This window comes from Streptomyces sp. NPDC058525 (genome assembly GCF_042719495.1).
GTDB lineage: Bacteria > Actinomycetota > Actinomycetes > Streptomycetales > Streptomycetaceae > Streptomyces.
The window spans coordinates 16,768-38,701 of sequence record NZ_JBHXNP010000038.1 but is presented as its reverse complement, the minus strand read 5'-3'; the positions used below and the strand labels follow the sequence as shown (position 1 = coordinate 38,701).

Here is a 21,934-nt window from a genome sequence, read left to right as displayed (position 1 = left end):
AGCACTGTGTACGATCAAGCGCCGTGGCCTTGGGCTTTGACCGGGAAGGTCAGCAGGTTCGGCAGCGGGAGACGACTTCCATCGGCACATGGTCCGGATGAGCCATGGCGGAGGCCGCTTCCCGAGGGGTGTGCCCCGGTACGGGCCGCAACTGCCAACGGGCCAGAACTGTCGCCAGGACGATCGTGGCCTCCGTCCAGGCGAAAGCGTCTCCGATGCATCGCCGGTTTCCAGAACCGAAGGGCACGAACGCGTCGCGAGGCAGGTCTGCGCGCCGCTCGGGCAGCCAGCGGTCCGGGTCGAACCGGCCGGGATTCTCGTACAGCGCCGGATCGCGATGCAGCGCGTACAGACTGAACGCGACCTCGGTTCCGGGGGGAATGGTGAATCCGCCGAGCTCTACCGGCTCGGTCGTCCGCCGCATCAGCAGCGTGACCCCGTGAAGGCGGATCACCTCGTCCAGCACCCGCCGGATTCCGGCCAGGCGAGGGACGTCCTCCATGGTCACGGGACGGGCTCCGACGACCTCGTCGACCTCGGCCATGAGCTGCTTCTCGACCTCGGGGTGGCTGGCGATCTCGTGAAAGGCCCAGGACAGCGTGGACGCTGTGGTTTCGGTGCCGGCGAAAAGGATCGTGACGAGCTCGTCCCGCACCTCGTCGTCGGTCAGCGCCTCACCCGTATCGGCGTCCCGCGCGGCCAGCAGCACGGACAGCAGGTCTGCCTGGTCAGGCTGCCCGGCCCGGCGGGTACTCGCGATGACGTCGTCGATGACCTGACGCATGCTCTGCGCGGCTGCGTCGAAGGCCCTGTTGGGAGGAATGGGCAGCCGGTCCAGCAGCTTGGGCGAGGCCGCCCGAAGCAGCATGTTCTTCAGGATTACAGGCAGGTCCCTGCGTACCGCTTCCACAGCCGGCCGGCCGATGTCGCTGGCGAACATCGTCTCGGCGACGATCTCGATGGCGAGTTCCCCCATCACCTGCTCTACGGCGATGCGCTGGCCGTGGTCCCAGGAGTCAGCAAGTGCGAGCGCGCGGCGGCTCATCGTGTCCGCGTAGCCGACGATGCGAGAGTGGTGAAAGTTCGGCTGAATCAGCCTGCGGTGCCTGCGGTGGACTTCGCCACCGGCCGTCGCCAGACCGTTGCCCACCAGGGTCCTTACCCGGTCGTACAGGCGGCCCTTCTCGAAGGCGCGAGCCTGCGTGACCGTGACATTGCGGACAAGGTCGGCGCTGGTAACGACATAGACCGGCAACGTGCCAAGGTCTACCCGGACCAGATCACCCACGTTCCGCAGCGACCGCAGGAACTCCAATGGCTGGCGCCCCAGCTTCCAGGCGTGCCCCAGCAGCGGCATCCCTCCAGGTGCGCGCGGGACAGCCTTCAACGGCAGTGACACGCCGAATCCTTTCTTCTACGCCGAGGTATGCGCGAACAGGGGGCGCATCGGGGTGAGGCGGTGCACGCTCGGGTGCGGGTCGGCGGGCAGCAGATCCCACCACCACGAGATGGCGGGGATGTCCAGAGGCTCAGGGCTGTCGTCACTCGGCGAGTCCACGAAGTATGTGGGCAGGCAGGCCGGATCCTCGGGGGTGGTGTAGCGCAGTGAGGAAATGCCCCAGTCCTGGGATCCGCGAATGAACGAGGCAAGGCTCTGCAGGTACTGCCGAAGCTGCGGGCTCGCCCCGTCCAGCAATGCATCCCACAGTCTCATGAAGGCGCACATCACCCGATCCCGCTGTGCGATCGCCACGGTCAGGGCACCGTCGGGGCTGATCCTGTACTCGCGTTCCAGTACGCGTAGGACGTTGAGGTAATAGCCGGTTGCCCGGCTCTCCTTGTGGTGGGAGACGATGTCGTTGTCCCAGGTGATGATGAATGAGGCCATCTCGGCGGCAGCCCGCACAGCTGGCTGGTCTCGCTCGTACGGCTGCAGTTCGTAGCCGTGCCCCATTTCCAGCAGGGGGAGCACCACCGTGGTCGCACCGTCGTAGAGACGCATCAGCGTGTAGTCGCTGAGCGAGGGAACGGTGCCCTCGCTTCGGTGGGATGCCTCCCACACCACGGAGAAGAAGTATTCCCTCAAGCTGTCGACCCAGCGCGTTGCCTGTCCCGCCGTGCCGTACCGCGAGACCCGGCGCCTAAGGTCGCGCAGGCCGCGGGCGAGGGGGTCATCGAGCAGCATCGGAGCTTCCGGGTTCTGTGCCACCCGCAGCAGCCGGTGCAGGACAGCGGTCAACTCTCCCGGTCTTCGCCCCAGTGAGCCTTCTTCGCAGAATCCGTCGTCCACTCCGAAAAGCCAGAAGACGAAGTCGGAGAGCAGGGCGACGACCTCTTCGTGGCCTGCGGGCAGGATCCGGGCCGAGAACGTGCCGATGTCGTGCATGACGAGCCTGCCCCGCAGTTCCTCGGAGCCGATCCCGAAAGCCTGAGCCCAGTCGACGGTCTGGGCGTCGATAGCCGCGTGACGCGGATGGATGGCCGGCGGAATGGGGGCATACGTTGGCGGAACTATGAGCTCGGGTCCTTGCCTCACTCTTGAGCACCTCTCAGCCGTCCAACCGAAACACCCCTGGCCCACACAAAGGCGGCGTGGAGTGTGCCTGAGGCACCGCACCACGCCTTGCAAGAGTGATCAACATCCCGGCGCATGCTACCCACCGGAATCGGCCCATCCAATAGGGCCTTTCCGTGGTACGCCGCGGCGGGGGCCGCACGACGATGCGGCGAGCCTCCCACGTGCAGCGAGACTCAAGGCCCGGCCCCGGCCGGACAGTTCATTCCGGGGTAAGCGGAGACAGCGACGGGTCCTCTCCTGCAGCCGTCTGCTGATCAGGAGAGGACCCGCTGGCCCTCACATGTCCGAGGGCGATGGGACGGCTAGCGCCACGGAAGCAGGGACTTCCACCAGGAGCGACGCACGGGCTGCTGTCCGCCCGCGACAGGCGACCCGTCGGGGGTGGCTGTGGCAGCGACGGGCGGCCGGACCTGGGACTGTGCGGCAGCGCTTTCGGATGCTGGTGCGCGCCGGGCCTGGAACGTGACGGGCAGCGTGTCGACACGCTGAGAGACCCAGGAGGTGCTTGAGCTGAGCTCTTCCTCAGGGACCCGGAGCGCCAGACCGGGCAGCTCCGTCAGGAGGGTGTCGATCGCCTCAGCCGCGATTGCCCGGCCGACGTCCTGGCCAGGGCATTCGTGAGGGCCGCTGCTGAATGCCAGATGGGACCGATTCCCGTGAACCGGGGCGGAGAGGTTGGGGCGAACCTCCTTGTCAACGTTGCCGGCCGCCACACCGAGTAGCAGCATGTCGCCCTTCTTGATCTCCTGGCCGCCGAGGGTCGTGTCGCCCGTGGCCCAGCGGCCGGGTACGACGGAGAGGGGCGGCGCGTCCCACAGAACCTGCTCCAGTGCGTCAGCCAGCGTCATGTGGCCGCCGGCCAAGTTCGCGCGGAATCGGGGGTCGGTCAGCACCATCCGGAGGGTGTTGGCGATCAGGTTGACCGTGGTCTCGTTCGAGGCGACCAGAACGAGCCGCAGGTGCTCCATGACCTCGTCGTCAGTCAGACCGGACTCGTGACTTATCAGCCAGCTGGCGAGGTCTCGGCCTGGTGCGGCCTTCTTGCGCTTGACCAGGTCGCGCAGCGTGTCGACAAGGAAGTCGTTGCTGGCGAGCGCGGTCTCGGTGCCCTTCATCAGGTCCAGGCACGCGCTCACAAGGCGAGGGCCGTTCTCCTCAGGCATTCCGAGGAGCTGTGTCATCACGAGCATGGGGAGCTGTTCGGCGTACTGCGGTATCAGGTCGGCCTCGCCGGATGCGGCGAACTCAGCCACCAGCTGCTTTGTGTGGCGAACCACGTAGCGGCGAACCCCGCGTCGGTCGAACTTTTCCAGGCTGTCGGTGACTGCGCCACGCAGTCGCGCGTGCTCTGCCCCGTCAGCAAACACGCAGAGCGGCTGCCACGCGAGTGTCGGGCCTAGCGGAGAGTCAGGGGCGACTCGCCCTTCCAGGAACATGTTCCATCGGCGCGAGTCGCGGGAGTAGAGCGAGGAGGTGCGCATCACGTCGAGGTTCTCACGGTGCCCCAGCACCAGCCACGCAGGAAGGTCCCCGTGCAGCAGCACTGGCGCCACAGGGCCGTGCTGCTCGCGAAGCCGCTCGTAGAGCGCCGCCGGGTTCTTCTCCGCCTCGGGTCCATAAAGGCGGTGTATGCCTGAAGCGCCCTGGCCATGTGCAGGACAGCCCGGGGGCGGCACGAGTCGGGCACCGTCGCTGGGGTGTTCTGGGCGCATGGTAGTCACAAGGCCTCCGAAGCCGTGGTCAACAAGAAAAGGGGCGCTAGAACGCAGCCAGATGGTCCGGCGGTCGTATATGCCCCTGAGCCGCACGCAGCATATCTCTGGAAAAAATCAGCCAGACAGGGGGATGGTTTGAGACGCGGCTCGTAACTGTGCTACCACGCTGGAGAGTTGTGACATCAGCGCCGCTTCTCCGCCTCCCCGCTGCGTCGGGACAGTGAGGGCCCGCCGCCAGCGGCCTGACCGTCACTTCCCGTCGCATGTCAGGCAGCTGGAGGTGAAGGAGGTGTCTGAGCAGCGGGGGAATGCAAGGCAGCCAGCTCTAGGAGGATGTCGCGCGCAGCATCATGGTCGCCAGGCTCTCCTCGCCGCAGCTGCGACAGAACCCGGGCCTGCCCTTCAGCGTCAACGCGTTGCACCGCGTTAAGAAACGCGGCCACCAGCTCAAAGACGACGTCGCCGCGGGAGGTGCCAGACGCTCGCCTTTGGGTCGGCGAAATGATTCGCTCGCGCATAGCTTCAAACTGGGCTGGCGTGAAGGCGGTGTCGGCCGTCACCCTTGCGAAGGCGTTTCGGGCATTGCTCCCAGCGTTCTCGACAATGTCCTCAGCCAGCAGGAACAGTACGTGGTCCGCGCCCAGGCTCCCCCATCGGGAGACGACGGTCCGATGAAACAGCTCTGCGACACGCCTATCGTTGCAGCCCACCATGTCCTGCACGACGGACTGAATCTTGGTGCGGTCGTACCAGCCGAGTTCCATCGGGAGGACCTCCTACCTCGGAGTTGGGGGGCCTGCGTCAACGCGGCCCGAGGCACGCGTGATCTGTTCGGTCAGATTACATTCCGGTACCTGCTCCGATGAGACGAGGTCGCGGCTCGGCTCCGTGGCCTGTCAGTGCTCAACCTCCCAGCCGAGGGCTTCTGCTACGACCTGGAAGCCGAGCCCCAGCGTGAAACAGACGCCGAGATGGTTGGAGGAAAGCCGACTGCCGATCTCTTCGAGATGGTCTCTCAGGGTTCCCGGTTCGAAACACTCGGGCACGCCACGCCAGGGCACGCGGTGCCCTGGGCGCTCTAGCCTCTGGGTCACGAACGTGACGGCATAAGCGATCACCGACACCCAAATTTCCTCGACGAAGTACTCATCGTCGGAGGCCACACCGAAGGGAGCGCCCGATTCCAGATCTGCCGCCAGTCGGGTGGCGTATGTCTCGCGCAGGTCGGGGTGAGCTCTTTCGACCGCCTGGACCACCGCGTGGAGGCTGGCTCCGGGACCGAGCTCCGCGAGTGCGGCCGGCCGCGAGTGCAGCGGCAGCCAGATCCAGAACTGTCCGGGATCTACCCAGCCCGCGGAGGGAGGGCGGGAGGCATCAACGTCTCCCAAGCGGGCGGCGAAGGCCTCACCCCCCGCGCACGCCAGTAGCGCTGCCACTGCTGTCCAGGCGGCTGGGGCCGACAGGTCCTCAACAAGAAGGCGGTCAATTCCGAAGGCCAGCTCGGCAGACTCCACCGGTGCGAAGAGTTCTTCTTCGAAGACGCAGGCCGGGCATACCTTCAACGCGTCGCAGTCGGTAGGCGCGAGGAGGTGCCGAGCTGGGTAGGAGTCGGCGCATAAGGCACACCGAGCGTCTCCCGGGGTCTCGGCCATCTTCCGTGCTCGTGCCGAGGCGAGGGCTGCGGCGGGCGCTTGAGTCTCTGCGTGGGGCACGGAGGGCGTCCCGGTCGTCTTGTCTGGCATCGTCTGACTGTGATCCGGGCGGGGGGTGGAGTTTCGATCGTACAAGGGTTTGCGGCCGGCCGTCCGCAACGATCTACCCCGCGAGCCCGACAGCGCATGCTGAGCGAGGGCACCGGCGCTCCACAGGGCTTCGCGGAGGTCGATGCCGAAGCCGGTGAGGGCGCTGGCGGTTGCGAGGGCCTCGTAGGCACTGGCCAGAAGGCGGGTGCGGCGGGCGAGGTCGTCGAGGCTGGTGTACGGGCGGCCGGTCACGACCTGCTGAGCGGTTTCGGTGGTGAGGAGGTTCACTAGCAAGCGGTTCGGCAAGGCCCTGAGTATCACGCTCAACTCGGTGGTGTTCCGCTCCAGCGGACAGGACCTGACCACCGCCGGCACCTACATCGAAATGACCTCCCGCCTCCTCGAACCCACCCTCCTTGCCCTGGCTGCCCTTGCCGTACGCGGACGCATCAAACGCTGACCACCCCTGGCAGGTGTTCAGCGAGTCGAACACACAACGGCTACTCGTTCGAACCGGCGATCCCCGAGGGCCCTCATGCCCAGATGACCCGACCGCGACAGCATGCACACGACGCCGACAGCATGAAGACGAAGCCTCACCCCGGAGAGCGAACGGAACCAGCCTCTTCGTACGCATCCTGGACGTCGCCGCCGTGCTCATCCTGAGTGTCCGGCAACACCCCTTATGCCAACCCGAGATCCCGCTCGGGCTGCCGAAGTGGCCCACCCCTGTACGTGGCCGTCCGCAGTGGAGGTACGTTCGACGGTGGGGGTGTGGTCCTGGCCACCAGAGGCCGCGACGGGGGCCGCACCCCTGCGCCCCGCCTCGGAGATCCTGCTGTCGGCTCCCTACTCGGCCCTTCCTGTCCCCGCAGGTCTGCAATGCTGATCCCATGGCGACTGCCCGCCTTCACTGGACTGATCTTCCGCAGCCCCTCCAGGCAGGGATCGAGGCGAGAACCGGCCCGATCCGGCGGGCCGACACCGTCGCGGGCGGCTTCAACAGCGAGATCGCCGTCCGGCTGGATCCGAGAGCGGATCCGTCTTTGTGAAGGGTCTGCGCGACGACCATCCCCGGGCTTGGACTCAAGCCCGTGAAGCAGCCGTGGCCCCGCACACCAGGTCACTCTCCCCAGCCCTTCTGTGGCGCCTGGAATCCGATGGTTGGGACCTCCTCGGTTTCGACTTCGTCGACGATGGGCGTCACGCGGACTACACGGCGGGCTCACCCGACCTGCCGCTGCTGGCCGACGCGCTCACCGTGCTCGCCGAGATCCCTGCGCCCGCGGTCAATTTGAAGCGCGCCGAGGACCGGTGGGCGGCCTACATCCCCGAACCCGCCCACCGTGCTGCCCTGGCCGGCGGGCAACTCGCGCACACGGACTTCAACCCGGAGAACGTGATCATCACGCCAGGTCGCAAGGCCGTGCTGGTCGACTGGGCCTGGAGCACCACCGCTGCCCCCTGGCTTGATCCGGCCCTGGGGTGCATCTGGTTAATCGCCACCGGCCGCCAGCACCCCGCTGAGGCCGAACAGTGGGCGTCGCGGATACCGTCATGGCTCACTGTACCCCCCGACGCGCTGACCGCGTTCGCGCGGGCCAATGCCCGGCTGTGGACCGAGATCGCGAAGAACAACCCCGGTAGCTGGTCGAACTCCCTGCGTGACGCGGCGAATCGGTACGCGGTGTTCCGCGGCGGCGTCTGATAGTGAGCGGCATGCACGGTCCCCCACCACCCCATACCGATCCCGATTCGGACCACCGGCTGTGCGGAATCTGACCCGCCCTACACTGCCCGCGCAATGGATTCGTCGTGTACGACCGGCCATGCCGCGAGGCTCCATTCGATCCACGCGACGGACACCGGTACGCCCTCGACGGGAAGCCGGCCTGCGTCCATGCGCACAAGATCGGCCTGCCGCCCGACCGAACCGCAGCCCTGCACGTGCCCGCGCCTGCCGACGCCACGCCGTCCCCTGGTCCCCGCTGGTGGCGGTGGTGGCGCTGATTGCCGCTGAGGGTGCTGGGCAGGTATGTCTCTCTCACGGGAATGGACAGCCTGACCAGCCGTACGGCCGCGCGAGGGAACACAGATGCGCGCCGCCACCGTCCCGTTCGCGCCGGGGAACGAGTTGGCTATGACACCCCTCACTCTGCCGCTCCCCCTGGCCCTGTGCAAGCCAGTCGATCACGTGCGCAGCTCGCCGAATCACGTCATGGAGCCGAAACTGGACGGGTGGCGCTGTCAGGTCCATGCTGGCGCCGGGCGTCTGTGGAGCCGGCACGGCACGGACCTCACAGACCGCTTCAGCGATATCGCTCGGGCTACACGTGAACTTCCCGACTGTGTCCTGGACGGCGAGCTCGTCGCGGTCTTGAAGACCGGTGAAGTCGACTTCACCCGCCTCCAGACACGTTCCTCCCGTGGCCCTCGCCCAGGCGCCGACTTCTCCGTCCACCTCGCGCTGTTCGACGCCCTGGCCATTGGCGACACCGATCTCCGCCCGCGCTCCTACCGCGAGCGACGCGCGCAGTTGCTGGACCTCCTGGAGGACGGGCCGCCATCGATCCGACCCGTGCCGGTCACCAGGGACGTAGATGCGGCCCTCGCCTGGGTCGGCGGCCCGCTCGCAGTTGAAGGCGTAGTGATGAAGCCCGACCGCGCCTACGCGGCTGGCCATGCCTCGGGGTGGGAGAAGTGGCGTCGAATGCACACGAGTGAGGCCGTCGTCCTCGGAGTCAGCGGCCGCACTCCCGGTACGCAGTGTCTGGTCCTCGGGCTCCCTGGCATCGGCGGGCGCCTGCGCGCGGTCGGGGTCAGCCTCCCCCTTGCCCAGAGCGTGCGCCGGGATCTCGTCGCGCAGTTGCACCCGACGGGCGAAGCGGAGACGCAGCTGCCCGGAACGGTCGGGGGCCTGCCCGGCGCGGATCCCGTCCGGTATCTCCCGGTGGTGGCTGACGTCGTGGTGGAGATCGAGGCGGATCAGCTCCGCCCCCGTGAGTACGGTCGCTTCCGGCACCGGCCGCGTGTTCTTCGCATAAGAGGTGACCTGGCGGTCGACGACCTACCGACCCCGCTGTAGGTCCTGCTGGCTGACAAGCTGGTGCACCGCGCAGGTCGCATGGGTGCGGGCAGGTCGGCGCCATCGAGGACCTGCGCCGCACCCCTATGGACCTGGCGACCGCCCAGGGCGACCGGGCGTGTTATGGACGACGTCACTGCCGCAGTCGTCCGACTCGAGGTTACGAGCCGGCTTCAACCATCCGGTTGTGCGCGGCGAGGACCGCCGCGTCGTCAAGGAGTAGCTCGCGCGCCGACCGCGCGGCGGAACCGCGGTCCGCCGGACCCCTTGCACCCGTTCCGCAGGGCGGGAGACCTTTGGGGGTTGCGCGACGGGTTCTCCCGCCAGGCGGGACCTCCGCCGCCTCGCAGTCCCGCGGAGGCTACGGCCGCGCGTAGATGGGATGGCCCCTCGCCGCCGATCCGTGTGGAGCCAGAACCGTGATCACACACCCAGCCCCGAACCGCTCCTCCCAAGGCAGCTCCGCCAACGGTGCCCAAGCCGACGAGCTGACCGTGGCTGAACCCGGCCCCAGCTCCCCGTGAAGGAGGCGGGCGCGTCCATGCGGCGCCATGAAGGTCTTCTCCTTGCCTACGACAGCGGCACCAACGCCATCGTGCGGATCACCGATCAGGAACCCGACTACTGGACCACACGGGCCTACAGCGGCACCCAGCAGATCATCTGCCTGCTGTGCGCCTACGGCTACGACATCCCCGAGCAGCTGAGAGTCCCGCTGGTCCACAAGGGCAAGATCGGCGGGCAAGTGCGGCGGCATTGGGCGCACCCGCCCGGCAGCGGGCCCGAGAGCGGGCACTCCCCGGAGTCGGTGTGGCACCTGCACGCCAAGCTCCTCGCCGCCCAGTGGGCAAGGACGCTGCCGAACGTTGCCGAGGCAGCGCTGGAGATACCCACCGCCGACAGGACCAGACGCAGCGATGTCCTGGTCACCCTCACCAGCGGCGCGCGCCTCGCTCTGGAGCCGCACTGCTATGAGCGAACCGACCGCGAGTGGCAGCAATGGCTCTCCGACCACGCGACCGCAGGGATCACGCCAGTGCTACTGCTGCACCCGGACCTGGCGCCGGCACACGTGCTCTGGGCCAAGGGACACGCCCAGGTATGGCAGCTGCACCTGATGATCACCGAGGCCGGAGACTTTGCGAAGCTCGCGGCGTTCATGGGCGGCGGGCACACGAGGACCGGCACATGGTGGGAGGGCTCTCTCGCTTCTTACGCGCCCCACTGGCCTCCGTGCCCGGGCGACACGGTGACCGTGACCGACGGGTTTCCGTTGTCCAGGTTGGGGCTGTACGAGGATGGCATCCGCTCCGCGGATCTGGACGGGCTGATCGCGCAGGGGCGGGCTCTCATCAAGGGAGAGGCCGCGGCCGTGCGCAGGCGTGTCGAGTCGGAGATCCGCGGTGAACGGCGTCAGCTGAAGCGCCTGGAGCGGAGGATCCGGCCGCTGCTGGCGGTTGAGGTGATGAGTAGGGTCCAGTACCAGCAGACTGTGGCCCTGGTCTGGGAGTGGCTCAGTGCGCACGGCCTGCCGGTGCGCAAGGAACCTCCGCGCTGGGCAGGGGATATGGCGCCGCTGTGCGAGCGGGCGTCTGGACATGTCGGCCAGCTCGGGCCGTTCAGCCAGCCGGTGGCGGAACAGGTGTGCCGTCACACGGCACGAGGCGGCCGGGCGCTGTCGGCTGATGCCTCGGACAGGCGGGTCCGTCTGGCGGCGACAGTCAACCTGCAGGCCGCTCTCACTGTCATCGCGCTCCACCAGGGTCTGGAACAGGTTGGCCAGCTTCAGGTGGCAGCGCCCGACGAGGCACATGCGCGTGCCCGCTCCGCGCCTGTTGTCGCGCCCGGGCCAGCAGGTGTGTGCGGATGCGGCGATCCGCGGCTGACCGCACGCATCGAGGAGCGGGAGTACCTGGCCATGCCCAGCGCACAGTTCGGCCCCGTATCAGCGCTGTACAGAGCGTGGTGCCGATCGTGCGGCGGTGCCTACAACCAGCCCTGGCGGCGTGTCCTCGGTGCTTAACCGGCCCCTGGACATCAGCCTCGGGGGCACAGTCGGCGGACCCGCCCGCTGCGGCGCAGGGCCGACGGCCGCCGCAGGCTGACGTGTCCGGTGGCGCAGCGAATGAGGTGCGGGGCGTGGACACCGAGCCAGCCGGACTCGAGGAGAACTGCGCCGGCGTTCGATAAGTGTTCCAGGAAGGCGGCCGACGAGGCGGCCGGGTCCTTGCGCGCGCTGGTTCGGCACAGGCCCTGCCCCTGCTGGATGTTGGACGGGCGTGGGGTGCACAGGTGACCGGCCGGGCAGCGGACACGGTGAGGGGTGGAGTTGCCGAGCCAGGGCCGGTTCGAGGAACTGCGCGCCAGCTTCGGCAAGACGGGCACGGAAGGCCGCTTCCGCGCGTAAGGAGTGGGCGGGGCTGTGGTGCACGGGGATCCCCCGGGGCGATCCTGCTGACGAGCAGATTCGAGACCTCGGTCATTTCACCGGAATCCGCACCCCGGCCGCCACTGCCGCCCGTCGGCATCCTGCCCGAACCCCGACCAACTCGGCCCTCACATCCGCACCGGTGGACGCGCCAACGGCCACGGTGGCCTGGACGGAGGCCTCGCGGAGCTCGTGGCGGGCGGTGTCGGCGTCGCCTGACAAACCGGTGCAGTCGGCAGCATCAGCAACGGCTTCCAAGAGCAGCGCGACCTCGCGCGGGCCGTGCGGCCGGTCGCGTACGTGCACGCCGAGAAGCCGGGGTGCCCACGCCGCCAGCTGGGCCCGGATGTCCTCACAGAGCCGGGCAACGCCGTCCGTGGACGCCGCCCAGACGACGACGTCGTCCATACCCACCATGGTGGCCGCCGCCACCGACAACGCGTGGTCCTCTGGGCGTCAACCGGCCGCGTCGCGCGCCAGTCACGGGATGCTGACGCAGATGTTTCGCCCGCCGGCTGCGGCCTGGGCAAGGCGGGGGCAGCGCGCCGGGTAAGCCCGTCAGTTCGAGGCGGGCCCCCGCCCCGTCGGAACGAGAATGCCCGACCCTCGTGAAGGGCCGGGCGTTGCCGTCTCGATACTTCAGGCCGCCGGAGCGCGCGAGACCGAGCCCTTACGGGCGGACGGGGTCTGCGGTCACCGCCTCCTTCACGTAAGAAGGCAGCACCAGGCTGGTGCGCAGGGCCTGCGCGACCACGGCGAGCAGATCCTCCCCCTCGACCCCGGCTGGTGCGGCGCCGCGGATCTGGGTCCAGGCCTGTGTCGCCCGCACGGCGAGCGCGAGGATCGTCTCCGGAGAGACGAGATAGAGGTGTGTTTCTGCGGCGGGGACCGCCAGGTCGGAGACGATGCCCTTCGGTGAGGCGATGACGCTGATGCTGTCGGTCGGCGGCTCATCGACATGCTGGTCCGCTGCAAGCTGCCGCAGATGGCTGTTGGTCTGCCGGATGTCGTTCAGGCTGATCCCGCCCTCGGACTTCTGCTCGCTCTTGGCCTCGACGGTCAGCCAACAGGAGGGCCACAGCCACGCCGCGTCCTCGCGGCCCTGGCCCGTCGGCTTGAACGAGCGAGCCCCCAGCAGTTCCCCAAGGGAGGCGAGGCCCTGCTCGTACTTGGTCGACTTCTGGTTGCCGAGGTTGGCCAGCATCTCGTTGGCGAAAGCATCGAACTTGGCGGCCGTCCTCAGCTTCGGTGACGACCGGTAGGCCTGGGCGACGGCGGCCACGGCCTCGCTGTCCAGGACGCCGAGCTCGGGCTCGGCGTCCGCGTGGCCCTCGATCTCCCGCAGCCACGTGGTACCGATGGCGGCCTTTCGGGCTCGTCCCAGCAGTTGCTCGGCGCGCGCGGGCGCCGCGGGCGCACCGGTGGCCAGTCGGGCCCACGCGGAGCCGAGGTAGGCCCACATCGCTTGGTAGGGGCGCAGTTCTTCGCCGGTCAGGAGGTTGAGGGCCTGTACCGCGCTCTGGGAGGCGGCATCCCAGTCCTCCAGCCAGGCGGCTTGCCAGGCCTTGACCTCGTGCTCGGCGCTGTCGGCCAGCTTGTCCACGTAGGCGGGGTCCTGTTTGGTGCACTCGGAGCGGCGCTCGACGATGTCCGGTTCGGCGTCCTCCTGCCAGATCTGGTCGCGGTTCAGGGCGCTGTGCGCCAGGGCGACGAGTTCCGACGGGGTGACCTGGCTGTTGTCACGGCCGAAGGCGATTTCGGCCTGGAGCTCGGGAGGGAGGCCTTCCCGGACGTCGAGGCGGGAGAGGAAGCGCTGGAGTTCGCGCCCGGTGACGATGACCAGGGCGAAGTCACGCGGTCCGCGGGTGCAGCGGCCAGCGCCCTGGATGATGCGGGTGCGGACCCGCTCCAGCGCGACACGGCCAGCGCGCAGCCGGGTCTGGAGGAACTGGTCTTGGAGGTGGAGGGCGTTGGGGAGGCCGTGCATCAGGATGACGCTGCACGACTCGTCGGGGAGGTCCATGCCGTCGAATCGGCTCGGGGCGAGCAGCATGCCGCGGTCGGCGTCCTTGAACGGCTGGAGCCCGTCCACGGTGTCCCCGGGCTGGAACCGCTCGGTGGGGGGAGCACCCAGGGTGTCGGCGATCATGGTGGCCGATTTCCTGTCAGGCGTCAGCACCACGCTCTTGCCACGCAGGCCGATCAGCCGGCCCACCAGGCCGCCCTTGGTCTCGGGGGCGGCGGGCGACTCGGCGGGAGCCGGCTGATCGGCGTCAGCGGCGTGCAGACCGGCGGGGCCGAAGGGGTCCTCGGTCGATTCGGCCAGGTCAGGGAAGACGAAGAAGCGGCGGCCGCTGCCGATGTTCTCCCACTCAGGGGGCGCCGGAATCCTGCTGATCTTCAGCCGGCCGAAGGCCCGCTCCAGTTCACCGCCTTCACCGAGGGTCGCTGAGAGGTAGATCCGCTGCTGGGGGCCGGTGAATGGGTCGTGGGCGAAGGTCGGGGGGATCATCGGCCGGATGTACCAGCCCTGCGGGCTGACGTAGAACAGGCAGGCGCGCAGGTGCGAGCGGATCATCTTGAACCGGTACGAGGCGTTGCCGGACAGGGTCGACAGGACCCTGTCCAGGTCGGAGGCGTGCTTGGCCACCGCCGTCGTCGGCACCAGCCGTACCTCCGTGCCGCTGTTCCGGTCGGTCAGCCGGGTCACCAGGTGGGGGTCGAGGTCGTCGCCGAAGACGTCCAGCAGCGAGGTGAACTGGTCAACCGTGGCAGGGATCTCCACCGCCCAGGCGTCTGCGACGTAGTTCTCGGCGGCGTGCGCGTCGTCGAACAGCAGGCTCTGTGCGTCGGGGAAGGCCGGGTTGGTGTTGAACACGTGGCTGTAGACGGTGACGGCCACCACGTCAGCGCCCTCGTAGCGGGCCAGGTCCTGGTCGGAGAAGTGGGAGCGCCCGCCGATGAACAGGGCGGCGGGTACGCCCTGGGCGCGGGCGGCCGTCCAGACCTGGTGGGCGAGCTGCTTGGTCGGGCAGGCGTACACCGAGCGGTGCTTGAAGTGGCGCCGCCTCCAGTCGGCGAGCAGCAGTCCGACCAGCGTCTTGCCCGAGCCGGTCGGGAGCTCCAGGGCGACGTCCGGCTTGTTCAGGACCTGGGGCGAGACGTAGGCGCGCAGCATGTCGGCCTGGTGAGACCACAGCGCGCCGTGGCTGGTTGTCGTCCGCGGGAGTGTACCGAACAGTGCCTCCGGTGTTGGCGGCGCTGTCACCTGCTTCGCCCGTTGCCGGAACCGGACTGGCTGCTTGCTGTCGTCCACGCTGACCCCCTCGGCGCCGGATGGCCGACGCGCACGTACTGCTCGACGCAGTGATCGTAGTCCCGTCTCTCTCGGCCGTCGGCGAAACATCAGATGACGGGAGTCTCGGGCAGCTCAGGGCTCAGTGACGCCGAGTTCTCGGGCGGCAGGCAGATCGAGCAGGCTTCGACCTGGGGCTGGCGGAGGGCGTCGAGCGCCTGCTCCTGGGTGGTGGGCCGCGTGCGGCCTGATGCGAGGCGGCAGTCCGCGGTGTGGAGGAGCATGCGCGACTGCCCTTTGCCGATGGGGTACTCCAGCTTCCACGTGAGCGGGGTGACGATCGGTCCCGTCCGGGCGGCTTCGGTGACGCGGTCCCGTCGCTCGATCTCCGCGATGCGGCCGCGGATCAGCTCCAGCAGTACCAGGCACCACCGCTCCAGCGTCCGCAGGCGCTCGACGTCGGGCGGGAGCAGCAGTTGAGGTCGCGGTCGGCGGACATGCTCTACGCCTCCCTGGGTGGCTGGAGGCGGCCTGCGGAGGTGCCGGTCGTCCTGGCCGACGGCTCCGTGCGGCCCGGCGGTGGGCGGCCGGGAGGGCAGGGCCGGGGCAGGGGTCGGTAGATCACCTCAGTATCGTACTGTGACCGAGGGCCATTGTTGGCGGATCATGCTCACCCTGGTGCAGGTCAGCGACATACGGAGGAAGCGGGTTGGCGGATCTTGAGGGCGATAGTTGGCGGATCATGCCACCGCAACCTCAGAGGACGAGCGCATCACCGCAGGTGGGTGCCTTGGCCGTCGACCGAGTATCAAGATCGGCCATCACTCCGCCGGCGATGAATCCGAGTGACGGCAAACGTGGTCCTGACCTAGCGTTCTGCCCATGACCTCTTTCGACGACGGCACTGACGTCAGGTCCCGCGTGACCATCCGCTGCCAGGACAGCGCGTCCATCGGCGTGACGTTCTGCGACCGGTTCAGCTTCGACGCAGACTCAGTTCACTATGCCGTCGAGCTGGAGGCCCCGGGTCTGACCGCACGTGTCAACGAGGTCGTCGCCTGGATCTGGGACAGGGATCTCGCCCCGTTCCTGGAAGGGCTCGCCGACGACTACCGAGGATGGGACGGCGAACGGAGCTGGCAGACCGACGACCGGGACTTAGCGGTGTCGGCCGTCTTCCGCTCCGGCGGGTACGTCGGACTAACCTGGACCCTGCGCCCCTGGCCGAAGGCCGCGGGCGGCTGGGGCGCATCAGTGACCACCTGGCTGGAGGCGGGCGAGCAGATGGCTTCCTTGGCTTCCGACATCCGGCAATTCCTCGCCGGAGAGCAGTAGTGACATCCGGCTCGGGGAACCGCATCAGCTGGACGCTGGGGAACACGGATGGGCCGACATCTGGTGGGCGACTCTCTGTACGAGCACGTATGTGAAGGCTCGCGGTGTTCTTGGTGGACATGAGTGTTGATCTTGGTGGGCAGTCTGAGTGGTCAGTGCTCGGGTCCCTCGTGGGGTGCGATGATCGGTCCGTGTCTGAGGAAATATCGCGCTGGTATCGGGGCCGTTTGGTCGTGGGGCCGTTCAGGTCGTTCGAAGTCGATGAGCTGGGGCGTCTCGAGCAGGAGGTTGGGTTGCCTCTGCCGGCGTCATATCGGTCGTTCCTGGAGGCCGCGGGCGGTAAGAGCCTCACCTATTCGGTCCGCCTGCCGGATTGTGAACCGGAGCCGTTGCAGCGTTTCGACGATCTCCACCAACTTGGCCGCGACCGCGATGGAGACTACGGCTGGGGCACGTTGCTCGGCGAATACCGCCGCAGTCGTGAAGGGTGGCTCGCCGATGAAGTCTCGCTCACGGGCCTTCTGCCGATTGCCCGCAACGGCGGTAGCGACACCCTGTTCCTGGACCTGAATCCCGCTACCCACGGTCAGCTTCACGCCTTCGTACATGGCATCTCTTGGCCCGGATACCTGTCGAAAGGCGTCTTCACCAAGGTTGCTGACGGCTTCGACGCCTACCTCGACAGTCTGGTCATCGATCCGGAGTTGGCGGCGGACGCGTGGGCTGATATCGCCGACAGCGACTCTACCGACCCGTGGCGGCGGACCGTCGAGGAGTGGCTGGACAAGGACTTGCCGGATTGGCGTGCCGAATTCGGGACCGCGGCCCCTCCAGGCATGTGAGGTCACCCGGACTTTAGGCCAGTGATCGGGCGATCCGAGCATGATCACCGGTCCATTTGCAGAGGGTCCGTCTGATCGTTGCAGGGGCCGGGCGGAGGTGAAGGTGCTGTCGGGGACTCGGACGTGCTGCTGGTGGAGCGGCAGCTCCGGCATGGCCGACATAGGCGTGGCCTCGCCGTCTTCATCGCAGAACGCGGGTTCGGGGACGTACAGCCGGAAACGCAACCGCTCAAGCTGCTTGGAGGTTCCGTGGGATCCAGAGACGCCGACATTGACTTCACCTTCACGCGACCGACCACCGTGCGCGCGCTTCTGGACGCCCTGATCGCAACGGGTTGGTCCGCCGTGGTACCGGTCGGCCACGTTGCATACATGCTCAACGACGGGGACGACTCGTACGAGTGGTACGACAGCAAACCCGAGCTCATCGACGAGGCGCTGGCGGTGCTCGACGCGACAGCCAACCTGCCGTACACCGTGGCCCTCAACGTCTACCACGCGGAGGCGAAGACGGGTGGCATGCTCATGTTCCACCCCGGTCGAACGGATGTCTCCTTCGTGCCCAGCATTGAACGTCGGCTCGTTCCCTCGGCACCGCAATTCACCGACCTTGCCTGGTACCTGCACGCGCTCGTCCCTGCCCTCATTACAGCGGGACTCAGGGGGTACGAGGCGCGCGAGGTGCGCTACTGAAGGTGTCGGCTCAGCCGGTGTCCGCAGTGGTGAGCCTCGTGGAGGAAGGCGCCTCGATTCCGGTTGCGGAGGCGGCGATCTCGGCGATGCGTTGAAGTGCGTCTTGGTACGCGGCCGCGTTGCCTGGCACCTTCTGCCAGGCGCGGATGGTGACGGTCGCGGACTGTAGGGCGCCGGGGCTGATGCCGAGGTAGCGGGCGGCTGCGGCGCGGGATCCGCCGCGGGCCATCTGGACGAGGCGGATCGCAGCGTCTCGGCGCAGTTGTCTTGCGGGCGCGTCCAGTTCGTCGAGTGGCCAGGCCCAGGCATACGGCATGATCTGCGGGATCTTCTTCGGGTCGAGCAGGCCATGGTGGGTCGGGGGCTGGGGGAAGAGCGAGGGCGGACCGACACCGGTTCCGTGGCGCAGGTGGCTACTCTCGCCAATGGCGGCGTTCATGCCTGGTGAGCAGTGTGGGGCGAGGCGTTTCAATCGTCGGTATCCGGCACGGCTGGAGGGAAGCCGAGACAGAACGTGGGCGAGGACTTTCTGGCCGCCCGGGTCGTCGAGGATCTGGACGACGAGGGCCATCAGGGCAGCCGCCCGCAACGGATCGCCAGGTGGATGGTCAACGGAGCGAGCCAGCCAGCCGTCCCCTTGAGGTCCGGCTCGCTCGGCAGGTGCTCGGTTCAGGGTCTCGGCGTGAGCGGCGACCGCATCCAAGTGTCCAGCACCGGTGAAGACTTCCGCTGTGGCCGGCCAGGTGCTGCAGATGGCGAGCGTCGTGGCACGGATGTCGTTGAGGAACCGCTGGGGTGAAGTAGGGCGGCCCAGGCTTTCGGCATCCTGGCCAGCCCCGGAGCGGGCGGCCGCGGCCAGCCGGTGTTGAGCGTGCACCATTGCCTCGGTCGGGCCTTCGCCGGTGGCGGATGGATGGTCGAGCCGGTGGGCGCATGCCGGGTCCCGCCCGGTCCCGGGACGATAGCGGCATTGCGCCGGGTGCAGGTGGCTGTGCGGTGACGGGATGAGTTGGGTGGGCCGCCATCTTCCGTCGGCGCGATAGCCGTTGGAGAAGGCGGGGGCCTGACAGGCCGGGCACCGCCAGTCGAGAAGGCGGTGGTGGCGTGTGCAGACGAAGGTGTGCGGGAGTCGCCACGAGCCTTGCCAGACCGAACCGCCAGGAAGATCGGCGGTGTCGGCGAGGCAGTCGGGGCAGTAGCGGCTGAAGGAGGTGAAAACCCAGCCGTCGTTGGCCATGTCGATATGGCTTTGGTGTCGCCCCAGGTATACGAGGTGCAGAGGGGGATAGCTGGGGGCCTGCGTCGCGAGTGTGAGCGCGTGGACCTCGGGCAGGCCGAGCCTGCAGACGGTGGCGGTTTGCTGGGCTCGGGTGTCGTCGACGCGGATGATGTGGCGGGTGGGGAACGTCGTCCCGGCGGTGAGTCCGCACCGATGCGCGAGGTCGAGCGGGGGGATGCCGATCCGGTGGGCGAGACGCAGAAGGTAGCCCGCCAGCAGTTCACCCGAGGCGGGATCCAAACTTCTGGGCAGCGGTGTGTTCGTCATCCGGTGTCCGAGGCTGCGGGGCCGTGGTCGTCGAAAACGGAGTTTCGTCGCCTTTTCACCTGTCGGGGCTTCTTGTCGACGGCTGGTGGGTCGATTGGGATCACGGGCTCGTCCGGCGGCTGCTCGGGCTCGTCACGACGGAGCACGATCTCGTCCAGCAGGCTCTCGTCGATCAGTTCTTTCCCGGACTCCATGGCCTCCTGGGTTCCGTCCTCGAGTAGGCGCCCCAAGAGACCGACGACGCCGCCGGTGCGACGCATCAAGTACTCCGGCATGGTGCCGCCGGTGAGCATGCCCTGCTTTGCGTTCAGCAGCCGCATGTGCTGCTCGATTCCTTCCAGGTGGTTGATGAAGGCCTGGATCTGCCGGGGTGTGGTGTAGCGGAAGCGGTCGATCTCGATGAGCTCGAAGCGGTGCTCTGTCTGTGTGATCTCCAGGCCGTGGATGCGGGTCGACTCCAGTGGTGGCATCTCCCATTGCCGGGTCTTCTTGTTCCACTTCGCCTCTCGCAGGAGCCCGATGCCGGGGATGTTGACGCCGGTCAGGATCAGGGTGACGTCCAGGCTCATGAAGGCCCGCATCAGGTCGAGGACGTCCTGGTCGTCGGCTCTGTGCATGCGCAGTCGGCTGATGTCGTCCAGGATCAGCGCTTTGACGCCGTGGTCGTGGAGGGAGTCGGAGACCTGGCGAACGAGTTCCGGCAGTGTGGCCGTCTTTCGGGTGGGGGCACGGAAGAAACCCAGGATCGACGCGCAAAGGCTCTTTGGCGTCGCTGTCACCGGGGTCGAGACATAGACGACCGGCGCGTGGAGATCGCGCGCGCCCGGCAGAGCCCCGGGGTTGAGGTAACTGTGCAGTTCCAGCCACTGGCTCTCGAAGACGGCCCCGGCTGAGCAGACAGATGCAGTCTTGCCGTAGTTGCCCCAGCCGCTGATCATGATGCCGGCGCGCGTTGGATCGTCCTGTTTCATCGTATTGCCGCGCATCCGGCGCCGGATCAGCTTGCCGACCTGGCCGTGCATGGGTGTGTTCTGCAGCGGGAGGTTTGCGTTCGTCAGCTGTCGGTAGAGGTCGTAGTCGGCCTTGCGGCTCTCGGGGATCATCGGCCACCGCTGCAGCGAGATCACCGGGCCGGGGACGAGCAGGCCGTAGTGGCTGCGGTAGTGCTGCCAGCCGACGTAGGTGTCGCGGGGCGGTTGGCCGCCCAGGATCAACTCGGCGATTCTGGCTCGTGAGGGCAGGCCCTCCAGCGGATCGTCGGGGGAGAGGACTTGGGTCATTCGTCGTCCTCCTGGACCCTCGTGTGGGCTTCTGAACCGTCACGAGGCGGCGGCAGGAACATGGGCCGCCGACTCAGGGCCTCGTGCAGTGTCGGCGGAGCGACGGGCCTGGTTCCGGCAAGTGCTTCTTCGCGTCGCCGGCGGCGGTCGGCGTCGACCGCGTGGTCGATCGTGCGGGCGTGCTCTGCCCAGGCCACAGGCATCTCGGCCGGAGTTGACTCGCCTGAGAGGGCCGGTGCGGCGGGGCGGTCGGCCGCCGCAGCCTGTGCGCGAGTGATCTCGCGGGCCTGGGCGACGCGCTGCTTCTTCCCGGCCTTCTTCTTGGTCTGGCTGGGCCATTGGTCGACGGGGGTGACCGAGCCGAGGATCTCCAGCAGATGTTCCAAGAGTTCGCTCTCGGTATGGATCCTGATGTTGTTCGCCTTCACGCGCGCCAGGAGAGCGTCGGCGGTCTTGTCCGAGAAAGCGGGGACCTCGCCCTCGGGCGGTAGCCCTCGCCAGCGCAGGGTGTGCCAGGTCTCGTGGTCGGCCGGGTCCTGGAAGAACACCTGCCGGCGGTCCCTGCGGTCGCTGCGGACCACCCACTGGCCCGCGTGCTTGCCGCCTCGAGAAGAGGGCTGGCCGAAGCGCGGCTCATCGAGGACCGCGTCGTGATACCAGAGCCCGAGGATCTTCACTCCACGTCGCGGATGGATTTTCACGTGGTGCTTGCGCAGGACCTTGTAGTAGAAGCTCGGTTCGGGAAAATCCAGGTCGAAGCCGCCCTGTTCCATCGCCGCGGCGAACAGGGTGTTGGGGCTATGGTCCTCGCCCGGCGCCCAGCTCGGGGCGTATTCGCCTAGTTTGCGGTTCTGCCAGATCTGGACGATCCAGGTCGCGATGACGTGTTCGGCCTGCGCGAGTGTCAGGCGCGCGTCGCGCTCGGGGTCGGCCCCGCGGTCCGCGACGTCGCCGCCGGTGAAGCCCAGCAGGTGCTCGAAGAGCATGGTCTGGATAGTGAGGAATTGGCGCTCGACCGCGAATTTGCCGCACGTCGTCAACTGCACCCGATCAGGACTCTCGGCCCGGGTTTGTGAAGGTCACGCATCGGTTCCACCCGTGGTTCGGGCGGGAGTTCGCGTTCGTTGACCGACGTCTGGCCTGGGACGAGGACAGGGTCTCGTTCATCGGCCCGGATGGGGATGTGGCCTCGCTGCCTGCGGCGTGGACCGACATCGACCCCATCGATCCGTTCGTGGTGATGGCGGCGGGCCGCTGCCCGTTCCGGATCGCGGATCTGCTGGCCGTCGCGGACCAGCTGGACGCCCTCAAGATCCGGGGTGTCGGCGGATCGGCGCCGTGAGCGTCGTGTGATCCACGCCGCCAGCGGTGCCGACGGGTGGTGAGGCGTGTGGG

Annotated in this window: 19 protein-coding genes and 1 pseudogene; 8 read left to right on the top strand and 12 right to left on the bottom strand. The window is 67.9% G+C overall.

Annotated elements, in window-relative coordinates:
* Nucleotides 1-49 precede the first annotated feature (49 nt).
* The 5 genes from ACFWP3_RS19175 to ACFWP3_RS19155 form a co-directional block, all read right to left on the bottom strand.
* Nucleotides 50-1,393, bottom strand: a complete 1,344-nt coding sequence (locus ACFWP3_RS19175; protein ID WP_384222406.1) for a cytochrome P450 — start codon at nucleotides 1,391-1,393, stop codon at nucleotides 50-52.
* Nucleotides 1,394-1,414: 21 nt separating this feature from the next.
* The gene (locus ACFWP3_RS19170; protein WP_384222334.1) at nucleotides 1,415-2,536 is read right to left on the bottom strand and encodes a selina-4(15),7(11)-diene synthase; all 1,122 of its coding nucleotides are present in this window, start codon (nucleotides 2,534-2,536) and stop codon (nucleotides 1,415-1,417) included.
* Between the two features lie 344 nt (nucleotides 2,537-2,880).
* Complete coding sequence (locus ACFWP3_RS19165; RefSeq protein WP_384222403.1) at nucleotides 2,881-4,290, bottom strand: cytochrome P450; 1,410 nt, start codon at nucleotides 4,288-4,290, stop codon at nucleotides 2,881-2,883.
* A 269-nt stretch (nucleotides 4,291-4,559) separates the two neighbouring features.
* Nucleotides 4,560-5,057, bottom strand: coding sequence for a hypothetical protein (locus ACFWP3_RS19160; protein WP_384222332.1), 498 nt, complete (start codon nucleotides 5,055-5,057; stop codon nucleotides 4,560-4,562).
* A gap of 132 nt (nucleotides 5,058-5,189) precedes the next feature.
* Nucleotides 5,190-6,362: a hypothetical protein gene (locus ACFWP3_RS19155; protein ID WP_384222409.1), complete on the bottom strand. Its 1,173-nt coding sequence runs from the start codon at nucleotides 6,360-6,362 to the stop codon at nucleotides 5,190-5,192.
* Between ACFWP3_RS19155 and ACFWP3_RS19150 the strand changes: the two are divergent.
* The 4 genes and pseudogenes from ACFWP3_RS19150 to ACFWP3_RS19135 all read left to right on the top strand — a co-directional run.
* Nucleotides 6,316-6,495: pseudogene (locus ACFWP3_RS19150) on the top strand (pentapeptide repeat-containing protein); the annotation flags it as partial. The gene ACFWP3_RS19155 and the pseudogene ACFWP3_RS19150 overlap by 47 nt on opposite strands.
* Before the next feature lie 645 nt (nucleotides 6,496-7,140).
* A complete protein-coding gene (locus ACFWP3_RS19145) occupies nucleotides 7,141-7,743 on the top strand; it encodes a phosphotransferase (protein WP_384222330.1) in 603 nt (200 codons plus the stop codon).
* A 387-nt stretch (nucleotides 7,744-8,130) separates the two neighbouring features.
* Nucleotides 8,131-9,120 (top strand): hypothetical protein, encoded by a 990-nt coding sequence (locus ACFWP3_RS19140; RefSeq protein WP_384222327.1) that lies wholly within the window; start codon nucleotides 8,131-8,133, stop codon nucleotides 9,118-9,120.
* A gap of 541 nt (nucleotides 9,121-9,661) precedes the next feature.
* Nucleotides 9,662-11,143, top strand: a complete 1,482-nt coding sequence (locus ACFWP3_RS19135; protein ID WP_384222325.1) for a hypothetical protein — start codon at nucleotides 9,662-9,664, stop codon at nucleotides 11,141-11,143.
* A 14-nt stretch (nucleotides 11,144-11,157) separates the two neighbouring features.
* Here the strand turns inward: ACFWP3_RS19135 and ACFWP3_RS19130 are convergent, their stop codons facing one another.
* The 4 genes from ACFWP3_RS19130 to ACFWP3_RS19115 all read right to left on the bottom strand — a co-directional run bounded on the left by ACFWP3_RS19130 (nucleotide 11,158) and on the right by ACFWP3_RS19115 (nucleotide 15,160).
* A complete protein-coding gene (locus ACFWP3_RS19130; protein ID WP_384222322.1) occupies nucleotides 11,158-11,505 on the bottom strand; it encodes a hypothetical protein in 348 nt (115 codons plus the stop codon).
* Between the two features lie 94 nt (nucleotides 11,506-11,599).
* Nucleotides 11,600-11,956, bottom strand: a complete 357-nt coding sequence (locus ACFWP3_RS19125) for a hypothetical protein (protein ID WP_384222320.1) — start codon at nucleotides 11,954-11,956, stop codon at nucleotides 11,600-11,602.
* Nucleotides 11,957-12,218: 262 nt separating this feature from the next.
* Nucleotides 12,219-14,726 carry a DEAD/DEAH box helicase gene (locus ACFWP3_RS19120; RefSeq protein ID WP_384222317.1) on the bottom strand — a complete coding sequence of 836 codons (2,508 nt, stop codon included), beginning with the start codon at nucleotides 14,724-14,726 and terminating at the stop codon, nucleotides 12,219-12,221.
* A gap of 227 nt (nucleotides 14,727-14,953) precedes the next feature.
* Nucleotides 14,954-15,160: a DUF6233 domain-containing protein gene (locus ACFWP3_RS19115; RefSeq protein WP_384222402.1), complete on the bottom strand. Its 207-nt coding sequence runs from the start codon at nucleotides 15,158-15,160 to the stop codon at nucleotides 14,954-14,956.
* 565 nt (nucleotides 15,161-15,725) lie between these two features.
* Here ACFWP3_RS19115 and ACFWP3_RS19110 point away from each other — a divergent pair.
* From ACFWP3_RS19110 to ACFWP3_RS19100, 3 genes are all read left to right on the top strand, one after another.
* The gene (locus tag ACFWP3_RS19110) at nucleotides 15,726-16,178 is read left to right on the top strand and encodes a DUF6228 family protein (RefSeq protein WP_384222315.1); all 453 of its coding nucleotides are present in this window, start codon (nucleotides 15,726-15,728) and stop codon (nucleotides 16,176-16,178) included.
* Nucleotides 16,179-16,369: 191 nt separating this feature from the next.
* A complete protein-coding gene (locus tag ACFWP3_RS19105; RefSeq protein ID WP_384222313.1) occupies nucleotides 16,370-17,020 on the top strand; it encodes an SMI1/KNR4 family protein in 651 nt (216 codons plus the stop codon).
* Between the two features lie 123 nt (nucleotides 17,021-17,143).
* On the top strand, nucleotides 17,144-17,713 hold the full coding sequence (locus tag ACFWP3_RS19100) for a hypothetical protein (RefSeq protein WP_384222310.1): 570 nt from the start codon (nucleotides 17,144-17,146) through the stop codon (nucleotides 17,711-17,713).
* 10 nt (nucleotides 17,714-17,723) lie between these two features.
* On the opposite strand, the gene ACFWP3_RS19095 is transcribed toward ACFWP3_RS19100, so the two are convergent.
* Genes ACFWP3_RS19095 through ACFWP3_RS19085 form a run of 3 tightly spaced genes read right to left on the bottom strand, consistent with a single transcriptional unit; the run spans nucleotide 17,724 to nucleotide 21,585 of the window.
* A complete protein-coding gene (locus ACFWP3_RS19095) occupies nucleotides 17,724-19,259 on the bottom strand; it encodes a TniQ family protein (protein ID WP_384222307.1) in 1,536 nt (511 codons plus the stop codon).
* Complete coding sequence (locus tag ACFWP3_RS19090) at nucleotides 19,256-20,539, bottom strand: TniB family NTP-binding protein (protein ID WP_384222305.1); 1,284 nt, start codon at nucleotides 20,537-20,539, stop codon at nucleotides 19,256-19,258. The genes ACFWP3_RS19095 and ACFWP3_RS19090 overlap by 4 nt, the downstream gene beginning before the upstream one ends.
* Nucleotides 20,536-21,585, bottom strand: a complete 1,050-nt coding sequence (locus ACFWP3_RS19085) for a hypothetical protein (protein WP_384222302.1) — start codon at nucleotides 21,583-21,585, stop codon at nucleotides 20,536-20,538. Before ACFWP3_RS19085 ends, ACFWP3_RS19090 begins: the two co-directional genes overlap by 4 nt.
* Nucleotides 21,586-21,611: 26 nt before the next feature.
* Here ACFWP3_RS19085 and ACFWP3_RS19080 point away from each other — a divergent pair, with 26 nt between their 5' ends.
* Nucleotides 21,612-21,881, top strand: a complete 270-nt coding sequence (locus ACFWP3_RS19080) for a DUF5372 family protein (RefSeq protein WP_384222300.1) — start codon at nucleotides 21,612-21,614, stop codon at nucleotides 21,879-21,881.
* The last annotated feature ends 53 nt before the right edge of the window (nucleotides 21,882-21,934 follow it).